Source organism: Roseovarius sp. MMSF_3298 (assembly GCF_030733705.1).
GTDB classification, from domain to species: Bacteria; Pseudomonadota; Alphaproteobacteria; order Rhodobacterales; family Rhodobacteraceae; genus Roseovarius; species Roseovarius confluentis.
Genome location: NZ_JASHIN010000007.1, coordinates 58,104 through 74,426, shown reverse-complemented (window position 1 = coordinate 74,426; position 16,323 = coordinate 58,104). Strand labels below are relative to the sequence as shown.

Genomic DNA, 16,323 nt, shown 5'->3' with positions numbered 1-16,323 from the left:
GCCTCAGCTGCTCACCCACGCTTCTCAGCGTCTTGGACAGGTCGTCTGTGGCGTACACGATGGACACGTCAGTCGGGAGACACGCTTCGAAATAATGCTCAAGTCGTTTCTTCCTCGTGTTTTGGGGCAAACGGATCATCCGCAGAACTCCGCTCCTGAAGGTCGTAATCCATAATCCGGTCCATCACTGCCCAAACCATTGCCTCCGCCTCGGGGCTCGCATTGACGTCCCGGCGCTCCAGCATTTCAGTCAATTGCGCCGTGTACAGTGCATGCTCTGCATCATTGGTGATTGGAGGCGTGGTGACATAATGAAAGAGGGCGAGTTCAAGCGAAACGCGCTCATCTTCCATGGCAAGAAGGCTGGGGATTTCATCGTCGGAGTACAACGCTACTGCTCCCGTTCTTCGGCGGATCCCGAAACCCCGCCGGTAAAATAGGGAGCCAACCTGTTCAGTTCCCGTGGTTTCAAACGAACACTCCCCGGATCAACCAGGAGCAGCCGGAACAATTCCGGATCTTCTACTGCATCCATTAGCAATTGCTCGGCCTTGTCATTCTGCAGGTTCCCCAGCAACGCCTTGACCCGCCCGGACGCCATTTGCGCCGTCTGGATCGATCCGCCACCGGAGCCGCCAGCCTGAGCGCCCTGCCGCGCCGCGATAATTCGGGCAGCAATCTCGATGATCCGATTTGGCGACCGATTTGACAATGCACCGATATCGGGAGCCGCCTTCCGGGCCCTCTCAAGCTTTCTGAGTTCCGCAGCGATTATATCCATTCGCCTGATTTCGCGCGGCTCGAATGCGGCCTTAAGGGCTGATCGGTATTCTGGCGTTTGCAGAAAGTCCCGCATCCTGTCGCCGGACAAGCCGCCTGAGGTCATGCTGCGACGGATCAGATAATCGCCAAAAGCGCCTTTAAGGCCGTCCACAGCCGCCCCGCTCTTGTCCTTGCGGGCCGTGGCTGCGAGTTGTCGCGCCGATAGCGAGGGCCTTTTCGACTTGAATACCTGGTCAACTGCGTTCTCCGGTGCGGCCTGGGCAAAGGCAGCGGATGCGGACTTGTTCGGATTGTCCATGTCCTTGAACACGCGAGTTGCGCGCGTTGATGTTGCAGAGGCCCGCGCCTGGCTTTGCACAGCCTGGGCAAGAGTATCCCGCAGCGCGGGCATTTGCTCAAGTGTTTCGGCGTTGTCCCGCAGGAAGTTCCGCGCTGCCGTATCGTTGAAAGACCCGTCAGCCTTGAAGGCCGTGCGGTCAAACCGACCGCGAAGGAAATCCTCAATCGCGCTTTGAGTGTCGCTGGTGCTCGATGCTCGCCCAAGGTCGTCCAGTGCAACGCTGCCTGCCGTGCCGCCTCGACCGACCGAGCGTTCAAGGGTCATGCGTGGGTCAATCTGTTCATCGCCGTCCAAGGTGCGCTTGAGCAGCTTGCCAACAGTGCCTTGATCAAAGATTTCATGCTTCGCGGCGCTGTAGGCGCGCGCGGCGTCAATTGCCTGACCGATACGGGTCTGACCAGCATTGGCCCCGAGGTCGTCCAAGATGGCATCTGCAACACTATTCGCAATCCTTGCCTTGTTGCGGTTCTGATCCGTTCCGGCCATCGCAGACCGTGCGACCCGGCGAAGTTCCGAGTACAGACCATGCATTTCCGAAACGGTTTCGAACTCACCGAAAGGCGCGTTGCTTCCCTCTCCAAGAAGCTCCCTGACTTTCGCGGGGATGTCATCCTGCTGGGCCCGAGGCGTGGATTGGATAAGTTCATTGGAAACTCGCCTTGCCGTAACCGTGCCGACCTGTGCGCCCTTGGGAACAGCCTCCCACAGCCTTGCCTCTTCTATGTCGGCTTGCGTCTCGGCCTGTCGGATCCGTTCCGCGACACGTTGGCTGTTCAGGCTTTCCGGGTTGCGCGCTTCAGGTCGCAAGGCACCTTCCGTTGCACGATCCACGTGCCCTTGAATCTCCGCGCGGGCATCCGCTCGGCGCTTCTGGAAGAAGCTCTGCGCTGCGGTGACATCGCCGCCCATGTCCTGGATGCCGCCCTCAGCACTCTGAACACTTCCGCTCATGCGTTCTTCGAGGCGTTCGCGCAGCAGGGGGTTCTGCCGGGCTGCAGTTTGCTCCAGGGCCAGCATGTTCGGATCTTGTGTGCGTTGTGCCGGTGTCAGGTTGATTTCGGATCCGGCCTGGATGCCACGAGCCAGTTCTGCGGCCCTCTCCGGCCCGCCTGCAAGTTCCTGAACCCGCCGCCGTGCCACTTCCCTTGCGCCCTGTTCGGTATAGGGCATCATTGCACTTTTGAGGGCACCGCCAAGTTTGCGCGCTCCGATGGCACTGGGCGTCTTTGAAGCCACGTAGGGCAGAGCTCCGACGCCAACCCCGCCTGCAATCGCAGCGGTGTTCTGCGCCCACTCGGGCGCTCCCGCCCTTTCAGCAGCGTTCTCAGCAGCCCTTGCAGCACCCCCGGCCATGAGTTCCGAAACCGTGCCCCGGACAGTGTTAAGCGTTTGAGCAGCGTCGTCCGCGACACTGCCAAGCAAGCCCCCGGCTCCGCTTAGTGCACGCGCGGTTGCCCCCGCCGGTACAGCAGAACCTGCGGCAGATCCGGCACCCCGGCCCACGCTTTGCCAGAGCGTCTCAGGATCGTTTTGAGCACGGCGAACCCCGGTTGCATCCATTACATTCTCAATTCCAGAGGTTGCCGATCCTGTGCTGAAATCGAGTCCCACGGCGTTTGCAACAGCAGGCGTGTCAAAGGGATTGATGAAGTCCACCAAGCCACCGACGCTTTCGGCGATACCTTGGTTAAGCTGACCCATGAACCCATCTTCGCGCCGGTTTATGGAAAGGTTGCCCGCGATTTCTTCGACGGTTGCCTGCTGTTCTTCCGGTGACAGGCCCAGGAAGGCCTTATCGACCTTCACCTTGCGCCCTTCGATGTTAAGTGTGACTTGATTTGTCATTGTTCGATGCTCCACTTGATGCCGCCCGAGGTTGTTCCTGAACCAGAACCGCCTTCGAGGTTGGAAATTATCGCGGAATAGGCTCTATAGAGCTGGCCTAGTGCGCGCTGCTTTTGACGAGCTTCGGTCTTCTGCGTGGGGGAGAACTGACCGCGTTCCACACGGTCGGCAGAAATCATGGCTTCACCGATCAGATCCCGCATGTCTTGCAGCTTGATCAGCGCACTGTCTTTCCCGGTGAAGAATTCATTCGGTTTGACCGTGAGCGCCTCGATCCTTTCTCGTGTCAGGTTCGAGGGCCTGCCAGACCATTCCCCCGAAAGGGTGAGCATTGTCTGGGTCGATAGATTATTCAGTTCGCTGCGGGCCTCCTCCGCTTCCGGAAACGCCAGGCCTGCGCCGAAGAAATCGCCAACCCGGTTCACGAAGGTCTTGCCGATACCCTGAGCGCCCAACGCTGAAGGTACGTCTCCAACGTTCTGAGGCGATTTAGGCTCTAGTGCAGGGACCGTGACATCATCACTCGTTTCTGGCTGCTCTGCTGCGCCGACAGGCCTACCTGTAGCCTTGTTGATCAACTGGGCCTCGCCGGTCTGCGGGTGCCGGCTGACGGTGTACAGGTCAGCAATCTGAATGGCCTCCTGGCGGGAGAAGGGCTGACCTGTCTGAGGATTCCTCACCTCCATGATGCGGCCAATCGTTTCTTCGGCTGCCGATCCGCCGCCCGAGTAGTCGCCCATGACTTCGCCGGTATACGGGTTTACGAGGCGACCGTTGATTTCAACGCCCTTATCTCGCTCCGGCTGTTGCCGCGCATAGCTGAATGCCTGAGGCGCGGTGATAGCGCCCGCACGCACGCCCTCCGCAAGTGGCCCCATGCCCTGACTTTCCAACCAATCCGCCGTCTTGTTCCGTTGTGTTGCGTCCCGCTTGGTATCCCGCCGATCCTGCGCCCGATCCTGGATAGCGCCCATCTGCGCCCGCATACCTGCCGTGGGATAGGCTGACATGCTCATGAGACCCATTGCAATGCGGTCCAGGGCCTCGCTGCGGTCTGGTCGGTCGTTACCCCCGCCCAACATGCCTAGAAGGCCCTGTGGGCGGCTCTGTGCGCTCTGTTGCGATGCTTGACCGCGTGTGCTGATCGTCTGGTTCATTATGCCACCTGTTGCATTGCTTGGTTGCGGGCCTGCTGTTCCGTGGTACGCCTGCCGCAGCCACCCCGGCGCATTGGCCCCCTTGCCGCCTGCGCCCCACACTGCCGGGGTTCCGAAGCCGATGTGCATAGAGCCGGGCTGCATGTAGTTCTGACCCGCACCGAAGCCTGTGAGGCCCGCCGCTTTACCCCGGCGCACAATCTCCGAGAAAATCGGTTGATCGTTCGGATCAGCCCAGTCGAGCCTGCGACCATCCTTGTAGAAAAACACGTCAGCCGCGTTGCCGTGGTCATGCCGCGTTGATCCGGTGCGCGGCCCGCCTGACCCCTTTGCGGACTGCCCGCCTGAGAACACTTCCATTTCCACGCCCAATTCAGGCAGAAAGGAAAGCGCCCCCATCATTTGTTCCGAAAGGGGCTGGTTGCGAATGGCCCCTTGGTTGCTGTAGCGGATCATTTCAGAATTCCTCCTGTCTAGAATTGTTGGGTGTGCGCCTTGCCTCGGCGACAGGGCGATGTGCTTCCATGAATCTGGCTCTGAATTGGCTTTCGTTCTCGTCGCTGTCGCGGACGACAAGCACACCATCGCCCCACAACGAATGCACTCGCTCAGCCTGAGCGCCCGGCGTCACAATTATGCGCTCGATGAAAAGCGTCTCCGGCTCCGAGGGCATTCGTGCTTCCAGCCCATCAACGCGCTTTCGCAGGGTAGTCATTGAACACCACCTTTCGGCGCCAACGCGGCCTCTTCCACTCGTTTGATAAAAGCTTGTTCACTCTCGTTGCTCTGACGGCATTCAGTGACGCCATCGCCTCGGATAGCGATGTTCATCCCTTTGCCATCGTCACTGCCTCGCGGCACGCCGGTGGCAATGAAAGTTATTCGCTGTCGGTTACCCCATAGGGCACTGCCTTCCAGCGCTTTGATACGATGCTTGATCCTGCTCATTTTGCTGCCTCCAATGCAGTTATCCGTTGTTCGAGTTCGGTCGTTTCCAGTGCCTTCCGGTAGCCCTCCACCAGCGCCATGACGCTTGCGCCTTCCAGCGGGGTTAGCTGACCCTCGGAGACGGCCTGTAGGACCGCCTGAGCGGCCTGTGAGGCGTCCTGTGCGGATTTCATGGGCGGGAGGTCGAAGTTGACCGGCGTGTCCTTCCTCGCGGGCGCTATGCGCTCCATGCAGAGGCGCAGGGCGGTCGTGTCGCCTTCGAGGGCCAGCTCCACCGCCTTGCGGGTCAGACCCTCGGCCTCTCCGTTCAGAAGATCCTCGACCGCACGGGTTGCCTTGTGGCGCGCGCCTCGCTGCTTTCCGGGATTGCCGGGGGCAAAGGTGCCGTCGGGGTTGCGACCGTCCGTATTCGCCCCGCTGTTACGGTCGGTTTTACGTGTCATCACGCACCCCCTTTCTTGCCACCGTGGGGGCGGCAGACGGGCAGGGTGACGGGGGTGACACTTTGCTACATATCGACCGTATGCGCGCGCGTATGTGTGTGCGCGCACGCGCGGATACGGTGGATAAGGGCCAAACCGTCACCTCCGTCACCCTAAGCAAGTTTCACCCCCTCGAACCCACGTCCGTATTTGCGCCGCGAGTGCTGAAAGCCGCGTGATTTCAATTCCTTACGCATGGTGTTCTGCGTCCAGGGGTGAAGCCCCTGGCGTTCGCACCAGAAGGTGAACCGTTGGTGCAATTCGCCGGTCGTGACGAAGCCGTCAGGCGTTGAGACGGTTTCGTCGGACAGGAATTGTCCCAACGTGTCCTCGTCATCCATGTATTCGGTTGAGGCAGCAGCCACGCTGACTGGTACATCCAGACCGCGCTTCTGCCACTCGACAGCGCCGTCGATGGCCCAGCGAAGGATCTTCGAACCTTCTACCCGGAGCTTGTCGGCAAGGTCAGGATCCCGCTTTTCGGCTGGGATAGTGACTGTGAACGGGACCAGGACCACGCGCGCCCGGATCGCCTCATCGACCCCCCGGAACGATGGCTGGTTGTTTCCTGCAATCATCAGGGTCAGTTGCGGGTCAAAGTCGAAGAAGTCGCCGCGCATGAAGCGTGCGGTCATCCGGTCGCCGCCGGTCAGGTCTTTGATAACCGACTCGTCCCAGGTCTTTCCTACCGGTAGCTCCGACCCCGCCACCAAGCGTGCGCCTTGAAGCCCTGCAAGCCCGGTGGAATGCTTTTCTACCGCGCTGTTGAGGAAGGTTTCTGCCGCCGCTCGGCGCGCATAATCGCCCCAGAGGTCAAACAGCGTGTTCAGGAAGACCGACTTGCCGTTCCGGCCCGTGCCGTAAAGGAACAGCAGCTTATGCTCGGTCGTTTGGCCGGTCAGGGCGTATCCTGCCGCGCGCTGCATGAAGGAGATAACCTCCTGGTCGCCTGCGAAGACGTCATTGAGAAAGCGAAGCCACAATTCGGGGCGTTCGCCTGTTGGAGCAGGAGCGCATGCCGTGAGTTTGGTGATGTTGTCCGCGCGCAGTGCATCGCGAAGCTGACCGGTGCGCAGGTCAACCGTACCGCCAGGAGTGCCCAGAAGCATCCTGTCGGCGTCGAAGTCTTCCGCCCCCGCCACACTCGCCGGATTCGACCTAGCAAGGCTCTCTACCGCCGCAACAGTGACTTTACTGCGGAGGGCGCGGGCCTGCTCTTTGGCCCAGCGGCGCAGCTTGTCGCCTTCACCTTCGCCCTTGTCCTGATCTAGCTTTGCAGCCTTGTGCTCTGAGGCCTCTACAAGGTCACTGGCACGATCCCGAAGAAAGGCGCGCGTGCGGGTGAGGTGGCCCAACTTGTCGTCGGTCTCCCATCGCGAACCACTCCAGAACAGCCACTTGCTCCATATGGCGACGTATCTGCCGTTCTGGTCGAAATCCTGGCTACCAAGGTCCGTCGCAAGCGCGTCGTGGCTCAGGTCAAAGTCGCCTGTTTCGGCACCACATTCTGGCTGCGGTGTGTTAGCCGGTTTACTGCCGAAATCCCATCCGGTCGGGGCACCGGGGGCGCGACCAAGGTTTTCACTCTTCGCGTAGGCGCGCACGGCTTCGGTAAAGTCTCCGCCATGCTCGAAGTGAACGAACAGGTCAAAGGCGTCGCCTGTTCTGTAACCGCTCTGCGTGCCGCGCCCGATATCTGCCGCTGCATCGCTGCCTGAGAGACTGACCCAGTAATCCCCGTAGCACCGGGTTGCATGGCTCCCGCTCGACTGCATCGGGCTTTGCCAGTCGTCGGTGCCTGGGAGGTGCTTGTAGCCATAGTGTCCCAGAAGCTGCTCGACCGTGTGAGCGCCGTTGAAGTGGTCAACGGGGCTGACATCACCTCCCGAAGCCTGTACGCCTCTCTGAGCGGCTCTACGGTCCCTCTCGGCCTGAGCTTCCGCCTCGGCTTCTGCCAACGCCCTGCGGTTTGCCTCGCGGCGTTGAATGATCGGGTGCTCGGCATCCAGGGCAAGCCTTGCTTCCCTGCAGATATCGAACTGGTAGTGCTCACCACGGTTCGGCAGGTAGACGAGCTGTCCGGGACGTTCCAAACCCCGATCCGGTATCAACGAGCCGTCACTTGCTTCTTCCAGGAGGTCGAAGAAAGCGCGTTGCGTATCCGAGAAGTCCTTCCCAAATATAGGCTCTGACAAAGGCAGCAATGCCCGCCACTTCTTATTTTTGGGTGTCGCGGATTTGCTGCTGTAGACCACCCTGCGGGCGTTGCCGACAACACCCTTGATGGCCGATACGACGTCGGTCAGGTCTAGGTTGTTCTCGTCAATGTCGAGCGTCAGCCACCAGAAGCAGCCTCGGTCCCGCTGTGCCTCATGAGAACGTGCATCCGTCTGGCAATAGTTGGACGGGATGAACCACTGCGCTTGGTCCTTCGCCACGCTGGCAGGTGCCTCGACCAAACGCACGATTTCCTTGCCAGTTACTGAGCCGTAGGCCTGACCAGCAGACTTGTGGGGGTTGCGCCGCCCATCGCTCAGGATTTCGGCGTGCGTGTCGCTTTGACCGAACCCGGTGCAAAACTCCCTTGCTACCACCCCCTCGGCGTAGCCCTGCATTTCGATTACGGCTGCGGTGGAATTCATCATGCAGCCCCGCTTTCCCGACGAAGAGGGATAACCTCTGCCGTCGCGAGATCCCGTTCATGGGCTTCGGCCCAATCTCTGGCAAACTCGATGGCTTTGGGGCGCGTGTCGAAGCTACCGACAATTGCCGCGCTGTCCCGGTGGCGGGACCAGTCATAGACGTAGTAGACCGTCAGGTAGCGGTATGGGGCGATTTCCTTGCCCCAACCTTCGCGGACCTCCACGTACCCCCGAAGGTCACCCTCGGGTTTTCGCGAACACTCGGTCATGCCGCCACGCTTTCCGCAGCGGGACTGGCGACCGTGCTGACTTCGCCCAGGTATCGCACCTGGTCTACAAGGACGTAGATGCCGAAGCGTGTGTTCTCGATCCCATCATTTTCCTGGAAGAACTCGGTTTCGATGCTGATCCCGTTTTCATTCCGCAGAAGCAGAACGATATCGGACAGGCGAACCGGGCTGGCGCAGTAAATCGGGTTGCGTATCAGCGCATCCAGAACCTGCCTCTTGCGGTTGCTCAAGGTGATGGTTTCACGCTCACCGTCCGCGTATTGCACCTCGTAGCGCGCCCCGCCTCGGCGGCGCGGTAGATCAAGCCTCGAAATGATCCACTGGGTGTTTTGGGGCGGTTTAGTGTCTGTTTTCTTATACATGCTCGTTACCTTCTTCTTGAAGGAACAGGCCGGATGCGGTACGTTTCTGTTGCTGCACAAACGAATACTGCCCCTGCCCGAACCTTTTGGGTGGGGGTTTCGTTTATGCGGCTTCCTGCAGTTGGCTGGTCAGGGCCTCATCAACCTGACGCTCTACCCAGTACAACCGTCCACCTAGCTTGAGGGGTTTCGGCAGGCGTCCTGCTTCAATGTCCCTGTAGACCGTTGACCGTCCTCGACCGCCGAGTTTCTGGCGGAGTTCGCTGAAGCTGAGATATTTCATCGTTAGGGCCTCTTACTTGCTGGAACACCGCAATGGCGTCCCTTCTGGCCCAACTATGCCCCACTTTAATTTGGCTTAATAACAATTACTTAGGTAGAAATGTCGCGACGTTTTTCCCTAGCTAGCTTAAGTGCGGCCTGCAAGGTTTTGGACCCGTACTTTTGAAAGGCCTTTCGAACCGTTTCATACTCTTCGCCCTGTTCCTCAACTACTGTTTGGAAAGCAGCATCTTGGCTAATTGGTTGACCTTCGTATTCAGCCAAAGCCATTAAGAGCACTACGTTGTATGAAAGCCAACGGTTCCGGTTTTGTGTTTTCTCGGTATTTCTTGTGGCCCGCTTGCCTTGTCCACCACCTTCAATGTTGAATGCTTCTCCAAGCTTTTTGCTCCCGGTTTGGTACTCCATCCACCCCTCAACGATAGGCCGTAGTAAGGCCCGTGGCACTTCAACTGTATCGTTTCGCCATGATGCCACAGGGTAGCACGCCGTAATTTCCGTGTTATCCAGGCCCTCCTCAATTGCGAGGAATACAGTGGAAAGAATATCAAGGCTTGCGTACTGTGCGGAGATTTCTGAATTGGCGACTCTATCTGCATACTGGCGAGCCCTGGCGGAAAGCTTAGTAAGATATTTTTCTTTGTTGCTAGTCACTGGTTCGCCCCTTTAGCTGAGTTGGTTGCTTATACATCCAGTTTTCCACGGCACTATCCCGCCAGCCGATGGCGCGCAGGCCAAGCTTCTGGGGTCGCGGGAAATCACCGCGCTCGATCATGCGGTATATCGTGGATCTGCTAAGCCCTATGGCCTGCTGAACTTCTATGCATCTCAGTATTCTATCGGTCATTAAATGTTTCCTCTTTCCAAATGAAAAAAGGTTACAATCTAATAGTTTAAGCCCAGTTAAATTTTCCAGATTAAGCAAGTCGAAGCACCTCGCTCGCGTTCTTCCCGGTGACATGATCCGCCCAGCGGGCCATCAATACACGGCGCTGATCGAGAAAATCCGTGCGGCGATAGGCACGGGCAACTTTCGTTCCGGTCACGTGCGCCAAAGCCACCTCGGCAATGTTTTCCGGCGTACTCGTTGCCTCTGCGCACCAGGTTCTGAAGCTGGATCGGAAGCCATGCGGGCGGGCGTCCATGCCTCGCCGCTTCATCAATGCACTCATCGTCGCGTCGGAGAGAACGCCCCTACGAACACTTGGGAACAGGTAGCCGTCCCGCGCCAGCGGCTGGGCCTGCTCGATGACGGCCAAAGCCTCCTTAGACAGCGGCACCCGGAATTCCTGCTCATAGCCTTTCTGCGACTTCATGTTTTCGGCGGGAACGGTCCACACGTCGTCTTCAATCTCATCTAGGCGGCAGAAGCGGATCGGCTTGGACCGTAGAGCTGTCAGGATTAGAAGCCTAAGCGCCAGGTGCGTGACCGTTCCATCCGAAAGGCTTTCATAGAAGCTCGGCACTTCCTGCCACAGCAGCGCGGGGATATTGCGTGCTTCGTGTCTGGACTTGCCCAGAAGCGCCTTAGCCTTTTCCGTTGCCTGAACATCCACATCGAGTCCCATGGCAGCAGCATGCTTCAAGGTGATATTCAGCCGGTTTAGAGCCTTTCTCGCGGTGTCTGACTTCGTGTGCCAGATAGGTGCCAGGGTGTTCTTGATGTCACGCTGGTCGATATCCTCGACCGGGACTTTTCCAATCTTCGGCAAGACGTGCAATTCGAGGGGAGTGAACCACCGGCCTGCCTTGCCGTCGCCTTTCAACTCGGCCTTCTTGGCTTCGAATGCCTCCACAGCCACTGAGGATAGAGTGTGGTCGTCGCGCATAGCATTGCGGCGCAGGCGTTCCCTTTCCTTGATCGGATCCTTGCCCTCCCGAACGACGGCCCGCCAGCGTTCGGCAGTATCGCGAGCTTCTTTCAGGCTGACATCGCTCAGGGCACCGAGCCCCATTTCCCTGCGCCTGCCATGGACAGTGACACGAAGAACCCACTGAGCCCCGCCGTCTTCACGCTTGTGGAGCCATAGACCGGCGCCATCGGAATACTTGCCGGGTTTCGCGTTCTTGACCTTGGCGGCTGATAGCTTGTGTTGCGCGGGCAAATCACTGTCCCCCTCTTAATCCACCTCTATATATAGTATATAACGCGACAGCATGAAACAGCATGAAACAACTAAACTACCAAATTTATTGGAAAACTGTGATGTATGACACGGGTTGGCACTACATGATATAGGGTTTCAATGCCTCTCCTGGGCACCATTCGTCAACCCCGAAATCCTTATTTTTCTGGTTTTCTTGGGTTCTGAGCGAATCGCGACCGAAAACTGCCCCACAAATCGCCACGCAAGTTGGTTTCCGGCAGCCTCTTGCTGGCACGGGAAAGGGAACCCACCCGCCATTGCAGTTAAGGGACGGCCATATCCGAGAATTGTCCTGTAGAGAAAACGCCGATTTGATATCTCGCTCAAGGTCGGTAAGCCTTGCGGCATGCCAGCTCAGACCGAGGTCGGCAAACCCACCGAATTGGTACCGGAGATCCGACGCCGCTCCCCAAGTGAAGCTAAACAGACAACAAGAACCGCCACTGGAAAGAAACCCGGCGGAGATGAGGAATCACCTGCTTCTCATACTCAGGACACAGATACACAGCAGCCGAAGATGCTCTGAGGCGGCTTAAAAGAGCTGGCGTTCGAGTCAACCAAGACCCGTACGGGATGTGTTGATAATCGCGATCAGGTAGGTCGCGATTATCAAGAACGCGTTCGTCCGCTTCAAGCCCAAACTGACCCGGGCGTGTCTTGTCCACGTCGCGCGCGCAGCGAGGTCCGCATCGACAAGGACGGCCCACAGCGGCCATCCATGCAAGTAGTAGCGAACGGCGGCTTCGAACCCTTTTGCGTCATTGACTCGCCATCCCCGCCAGCATGGAGCCAAGAGCAACAAAGTGGATCAACATGATCGCTTTGTCGTTCCATATCACGCCGACAATCAGCCAGCCCAGAACGCCGATGAGGAACAGGTAGAGGTTCCAGGGCGTCCAGCCGAAAGCGGTTCCCGCGTAGCCCAGGATCTGGATGACCGAGGCGATCCACTTCACGATGAACGCCGTTTGGCCGCGCTGGATGATATTTGTTGCCTCAGACGCCACGGGTCAGCCCTCCGTCGATCCGCCAGTTCTGCCCGGTGACATAGCTGCCGCCTTCCGAAGCGAGCCAGCCGATGAGTGAGGAAATCTCTTCTTCTTTGCCGTAGCGTCCCATCGGGATACGTGCGCGGCGGTCCTCGGTCTCTGGCAGGCTGTCGATGAAGCCAGGCAGAACATTGTTCATGCGGATGTTCTGTGCGGCATACTTGTCGGCGTATAGTTTGGCGAAACTGGCGAGGCCGGCGCGGAAGATGCCCGAAGTTGGAAAGAGCGCGTCGGGCTCGAAGGCTGCGAAGGTCGAAATGTTGATGATCGCGCCACCGCCTCGTGCCGCCATGATCGGCGTGACGAGGCGGGTGGGACGGATCACGTTCAGAAGGTAAACATCAAGCCCCGCATGCCACTCTTCGTCGGTGATCTCGATGATATCTCCCTTGGGTCCATGCCCGGCTGAGTTCACCAGGACATCGATGCGGCCCCACCGGTCAACCGCGCCGTCAACGAGGCGTGTGAGATCCTCGACCGACTGGTTCGATCCGGTGACGCCGAAGCCGCCGAGATTTTCGGCGAGCGCCTCTCCTTTGCCGGAAGAAGATAGAACACCGACCTTGAAGCCGTTGGAGGCCAGGCGTTTCGCAGCAGCAGCTCCCATACCGCTACCGCCTGCTGTGATGAGCGCTACTTTTTCTATCGTCATGGTCCTATGCTCCTTAGTGGCCGGAGAATCCGGTTGTTTCTGTTTTCCATCAAGTAAGTGGTATGGGATACTATGACCAGCCAGATGGGCTATTTCGTGAGTGTAGGAAATCTATCGTGTCGAAGGAAAACGGCTTGCCGCCCCTTAACGGCCTCCGGGCATTCGCAGCGGCGGGCAGACATCTGAGCTTCCGCGCGGCGGCCGATGATCTGGGCGTGACCCAAGGGGCGGTAGCCCAGCAAGTCCGCGGACTCGAGGAACATCTCGGCCTTCGCCTGTTCCTGCGGGTGTCCCGTGGTCTGGCTTTCACCGAGGAGGGGCGCGCTTACCACGCGGCGGTTTCGCGGGCTTTCCTACAGCTCTCGGAGGCAACCGTGGCACTCCGGTCGGCACCGTCGCGAGCGACGATCAGTGTGACCCCCACCTTTGCGTCGAAGTGGCTCATCCCGCGGCTCGCGGAGCTCACCGAAGCCCATCCCGGGATCGACCTGCGCATTACCGCCACCGAGCGCGTCGCGAGCTTCCATGCCGACGGGATCGACCTCGCGGTGCGGCAGGGACGGCCGCCCTTCGGGGCGAGCCTGCGCGCCGATCTACTCTTCCCGCAGGAGGTGATTGCAGTCTGCTCGCCCAACCTGATCGCCCGTCAGGATCTACCGCTCGACGCGGCGGCTTTGTCGCGCATGACGCTGCTGCACGACTCGCACGATCTTTGGCCGAAATTCATCGAAGCCGCCTTTGGGGGTGAAGTTGAGCTGTCGCGCGCACTTCGGTTTAACCAGACAACACTCACTATCGACGCGGCGCTGGCTGGGCAGGGTATTGCGCTGGCAAGCCGTTTCCTCGTTCAGCGAGACCTGAAGGTTGGGCACCTTGTGCAACCGCTCGACTGTGCTCTCGAAGGTGGACTGGACTTCTACCTGCTGACGCCGCGACAAAATCCGTCTGATGCGTCATTGATCGTCCGCGACTGGTTTCTCGGCATGACTATCGAAAGCGCCTAAGTGAGTCGCCGTGGTTCGCCGCAGCTAAGGCAACTTTGTCCACTTAACGTACATTGACGTCATGTGCAGCGAACGACGGCTTCCCGCCCCTCTCCGCCAGATGCTTCATGTGCGAGAAGCAGTCTCTTGCGTATACAGCGAACGGCGGGAAGATCCGCACAGCTGACACCCGAGACCTTGAAACTGCCCCTCTGATTTCTGCGAGGGCAATAGCCTGTTAGAACCGTGTGACACTCCCCGAACAGCTTCATCCATTTGCACAGAGAATGAGTACTGATGCCCAAACGCCTGGAAACCTCACGAACCGGTTAGCCCCGCACCGTGATCTGATGCACCGCATCCCTCTTAAACTCGTCGCTGTAATTGCTTGTCCCCATGTCGGCCTCCTTGCTTCAAAGTAAGAGGGCAAAGCGTCTAGAAACCTAGGGCGACCTCAGGGCATCCAATTCCTCGATGACGGTCAGGTGGCCACAGGGCCAGGCGTGGCTTTGAAAGCGCTGGAATAGAGCGATGAGTTAGCCATTATTTCGGCATAAACAGTCTCCAGAAAATGAAAAATGCGGCAACCGCCAATCACAGACGGTCGCCGCTTTCATCATAGAAATCAGTTTTAAACACTCGTTACTGATAGACATCATTGCGTTCTGTCCGTGCGTTAAATGTGGCGCGATTGTGTCCGAAATTGGCCGTTCAGGGTTTTCTGCGAAACAACCCGTTTCGAAAAACGAACTGCAATGTAAGTCTTCGAACTTTGCTCCAATCGCATGTCACGCCTCGCGGTAGATTGCCGTCGTTATCCGCAATAGACGCTGGATACAGCACGGGCCGGATCGAGGGTGCGAATGCATGCTTGGCGGAGTGCGCGAATTAATCCTTGTTTGCAGCGACAGAGCCACGTCTTCAGATGTGAAGGCAGAAAATCTAGAGCACTGGCAATCCTGAATAAGGTCCGGGCAGAAGTTTTTGCTGCTTTCTTTCCAACCAGCCGTCGCAATTTTATCCACTTCGCCTTATAGTTGTTTGGAGATGGCGTGATGCACGTAAAATGCATTCGACCGCGCGCTGTGAAAAAAGTTTCTGCTTGTGGGACGAGAAAATGCACCTTCTGGCTGTAGATGACGAACCGGCAATCCTCCAGCTCATCGAACTGTTGGTGCAGTTCAATGGAGAACACACGGTAACCGCTGCAGAATGCGCAGTTGATGCACTTGACGTGCTAGCGCAGCCCGACGCTGAGCCAATTGACTGCTTCCTGGTGGATATTCAGATGCCCGGAACAGACGGTATTGAGCTTTGCAAGATCCTGCGAAGTCGGCATGATCACAAGAAGACGCCAATCCTTATGCTGACGGCAATGTCGGACAAGTCGTACATCGACCGAGCTTTTTCGGCTGGGGCCACTGACTACATCACCAAACCAATCGACATCGATGATCTGCTCGGGCGTATCAAACTGATAGAAGAGATTGTCTTCAGTCGAAAGAAGCAAAACCAACAGCCAGATTTGAGCAACACAGGTGCGAGCGAAACCGACGCGCCGCTGGCACTGCACGAACCGTTCCATGTGCGCGATATAAACGGGATGATCGATTACCTGGCCCTTGAGAATTACATTTCCTTAATGGCACGCAAGAAGCTGTTCGGTTCAGCTGTGTTTGCGTTCAGCATTCGCGACATAGAAGGCCTGTTCCGACAAACCTCGCGCTTCGAATACGAATGTCTCGTGGCGGATGTGGCCGAGGCCATCACATTGGGTCTCAGCGAACATCCACATTTAATATCGTATGCTGGGAACGGCACTTTTGTATGCATTGTTGAGGACGGATGGCAGCCGGATTCAGAAGCTCTGGCCGATAAGGTGAATATAGCCATTCACACCCTAGGACTCTATTTCAATGACGGCAGGCCGATGTCTGTCAAAGTGTCTGCTGGCGATGTCATACGCTTGGTTTGGAAAAGTGGCGACAGCGCAATAGATGCCCTGTCAGCCGCGCATCAAAGTGCCGAGAAAGAAAGCCGACGTTACGCAAAAGACCTCGAAAACTTCTGGGACGATAAGGACATCGTATCACGCTGACCGGGGCTATTCGCCCAGTCGGAAAAGAATGTTCCTGCCTGAGACGGCAATCGGTTTGACATGCCGGCAAAGGTCGCTCGAAGCTGGATGCTAGTATTGAAAGTACTTGGAGCGGTATCGGATTTATTGAAAATGCCCGCTCAACATTTCCGTTACTAATTTCAACGCAAAGCGTTATCGAATTGAGGAGTAATGGGGACAGAAGCCAAAAAAATCTCGGATTCGAAGCGACACCCTTACCCAAAAGTGAAGGTTTCGTACTT

Annotated in this window: 16 protein-coding genes and 1 pseudogene; 2 read left to right on the top strand and 15 right to left on the bottom strand. The window is 57.9% G+C overall.

Annotation, left to right across the window (positions count from 1 at the left end; genetic code table 11):
* Positions 1–98: 98 nt before the first annotated feature.
* The 14 genes from RBB18_RS08465 to RBB18_RS08400 all read right to left on the bottom strand — a co-directional run bounded on the left by RBB18_RS08465 (position 99) and on the right by RBB18_RS08400 (position 12,979).
* Positions 99–389 carry a hypothetical protein gene (locus RBB18_RS08465; protein WP_306110864.1) on the bottom strand — a complete coding sequence of 97 codons (291 nt, stop codon included), beginning with the start codon at positions 387–389 and terminating at the stop codon, positions 99–101.
* 2 nt (positions 390–391) lie between these two features.
* Complete coding sequence (locus RBB18_RS08460; protein ID WP_306110863.1) at positions 392–2,968, bottom strand: hypothetical protein; 2,577 nt, start codon at positions 2,966–2,968, stop codon at positions 392–394.
* Complete coding sequence (locus tag RBB18_RS08455) at positions 2,965–4,581, bottom strand: hypothetical protein (RefSeq protein ID WP_306110862.1); 1,617 nt, start codon at positions 4,579–4,581, stop codon at positions 2,965–2,967. Before RBB18_RS08455 ends, RBB18_RS08460 begins: the two co-directional genes overlap by 4 nt.
* A gap of 255 nt (positions 4,582–4,836) precedes the next feature.
* Entirely contained in the window at positions 4,837–5,073 is a 237-nt protein-coding gene (locus RBB18_RS08450) for a hypothetical protein (RefSeq protein ID WP_306110861.1), read from the bottom strand.
* Positions 5,070–5,516, bottom strand: a complete 447-nt coding sequence (locus RBB18_RS08445) for a hypothetical protein (protein WP_306110860.1) — start codon at positions 5,514–5,516, stop codon at positions 5,070–5,072. The genes RBB18_RS08450 and RBB18_RS08445 overlap by 4 nt, the downstream gene beginning before the upstream one ends.
* 152 nt (positions 5,517–5,668) lie before the next feature.
* Entirely contained in the window at positions 5,669–8,200 is a 2,532-nt protein-coding gene (locus tag RBB18_RS08440; protein WP_306110859.1) for a phage/plasmid primase, P4 family, read from the bottom strand.
* Entirely contained in the window at positions 8,197–8,466 is a 270-nt protein-coding gene (locus RBB18_RS08435; RefSeq protein ID WP_306110858.1) for a hypothetical protein, read from the bottom strand. The genes RBB18_RS08440 and RBB18_RS08435 overlap by 4 nt, the downstream gene beginning before the upstream one ends.
* Positions 8,463–8,849: a hypothetical protein gene (locus RBB18_RS08430; RefSeq protein ID WP_306110857.1), complete on the bottom strand. Its 387-nt coding sequence runs from the start codon at positions 8,847–8,849 to the stop codon at positions 8,463–8,465. Before RBB18_RS08430 ends, RBB18_RS08435 begins: the two co-directional genes overlap by 4 nt.
* Before the next feature lie 103 nt (positions 8,850–8,952).
* Positions 8,953–9,132 carry an AlpA family transcriptional regulator gene (locus tag RBB18_RS08425; RefSeq protein ID WP_306110856.1) on the bottom strand — a complete coding sequence of 60 codons (180 nt, stop codon included), beginning with the start codon at positions 9,130–9,132 and terminating at the stop codon, positions 8,953–8,955.
* Positions 9,133–9,221: 89 nt separating this feature from the next.
* On the bottom strand, positions 9,222–9,785 hold the full coding sequence (locus tag RBB18_RS08420; RefSeq protein WP_306110855.1) for a hypothetical protein: 564 nt from the start codon (positions 9,783–9,785) through the stop codon (positions 9,222–9,224).
* On the bottom strand, positions 9,778–9,978 hold the full coding sequence (locus RBB18_RS08415) for an AlpA family transcriptional regulator (RefSeq protein WP_306110926.1): 201 nt from the start codon (positions 9,976–9,978) through the stop codon (positions 9,778–9,780). The genes RBB18_RS08420 and RBB18_RS08415 overlap by 8 nt, the downstream gene beginning before the upstream one ends.
* A 70-nt stretch (positions 9,979–10,048) precedes the next feature.
* Positions 10,049–11,236, bottom strand: coding sequence for a site-specific integrase (locus tag RBB18_RS08410; RefSeq protein ID WP_306110854.1), 1,188 nt, complete (start codon positions 11,234–11,236; stop codon positions 10,049–10,051).
* Between the two features lie 800 nt (positions 11,237–12,036).
* Positions 12,037–12,285 (bottom strand): DUF6552 family protein, encoded by a 249-nt coding sequence (locus tag RBB18_RS08405; RefSeq protein ID WP_103761795.1) that lies wholly within the window; start codon positions 12,283–12,285, stop codon positions 12,037–12,039.
* On the bottom strand, positions 12,275–12,979 hold the full coding sequence (locus RBB18_RS08400) for an SDR family oxidoreductase (protein WP_103761796.1): 705 nt from the start codon (positions 12,977–12,979) through the stop codon (positions 12,275–12,277). The genes RBB18_RS08405 and RBB18_RS08400 overlap by 11 nt, the downstream gene beginning before the upstream one ends.
* Before the next feature lie 116 nt (positions 12,980–13,095).
* Here RBB18_RS08400 and RBB18_RS08395 point away from each other — a divergent pair, with 116 nt between their 5' ends.
* On the top strand, positions 13,096–13,983 hold the full coding sequence (locus RBB18_RS08395) for a LysR substrate-binding domain-containing protein (protein WP_245890389.1): 888 nt from the start codon (positions 13,096–13,098) through the stop codon (positions 13,981–13,983).
* 233 nt (positions 13,984–14,216) lie between these two features.
* Here the strand turns inward: RBB18_RS08395 and RBB18_RS08390 are convergent.
* A pseudogene (locus tag RBB18_RS08390) lies at positions 14,217–14,360 on the bottom strand (transposase); the annotation flags it as partial.
* Between the two features lie 704 nt (positions 14,361–15,064).
* Here RBB18_RS08390 and RBB18_RS08385 point away from each other — a divergent pair.
* On the top strand, positions 15,065–16,060 hold the full coding sequence (locus RBB18_RS08385; protein ID WP_306121243.1) for a response regulator transcription factor: 996 nt from the start codon (positions 15,065–15,067) through the stop codon (positions 16,058–16,060).
* Positions 16,061–16,323 lie beyond the last annotated feature (263 nt).

Coding starts and splice junctions, on each gene's coding strand:
- RBB18_RS08460 (WP_306110863.1), bottom strand. CDS start 2,968: ATGACAAATCAAGTCACACTTAACATCGAAGGGCGCAAGGTGAAGGTC.
- RBB18_RS08455 (WP_306110862.1), bottom strand. CDS start 4,581: ATGATCCGCTACAGCAACCAAGGGGCCATTCGCAACCAGCCCCTTTCG.
- RBB18_RS08450 (WP_306110861.1), bottom strand. CDS start 5,073: ATGAGCAGGATCAAGCATCGTATCAAAGCGCTGGAAGGCAGTGCCCTA.
- RBB18_RS08445 (WP_306110860.1), bottom strand. CDS start 5,516: ATGACACGTAAAACCGACCGTAACAGCGGGGCGAATACGGACGGTCGC.
- RBB18_RS08440 (WP_306110859.1), bottom strand. CDS start 8,200: ATGATGAATTCCACCGCAGCCGTAATCGAAATGCAGGGCTACGCCGAG.
- RBB18_RS08435 (WP_306110858.1), bottom strand. CDS start 8,466: ATGACCGAGTGTTCGCGAAAACCCGAGGGTGACCTTCGGGGGTACGTG.
- RBB18_RS08430 (WP_306110857.1), bottom strand. CDS start 8,849: ATGTATAAGAAAACAGACACTAAACCGCCCCAAAACACCCAGTGGATC.
- RBB18_RS08425 (WP_306110856.1), bottom strand. CDS start 9,132: ATGAAATATCTCAGCTTCAGCGAACTCCGCCAGAAACTCGGCGGTCGA.
- RBB18_RS08415 (WP_306110926.1), bottom strand. CDS start 9,978: ATGACCGATAGAATACTGAGATGCATAGAAGTTCAGCAGGCCATAGGG.
- RBB18_RS08400 (WP_103761796.1), bottom strand. CDS start 12,979: ATGACGATAGAAAAAGTAGCGCTCATCACAGCAGGCGGTAGCGGTATG.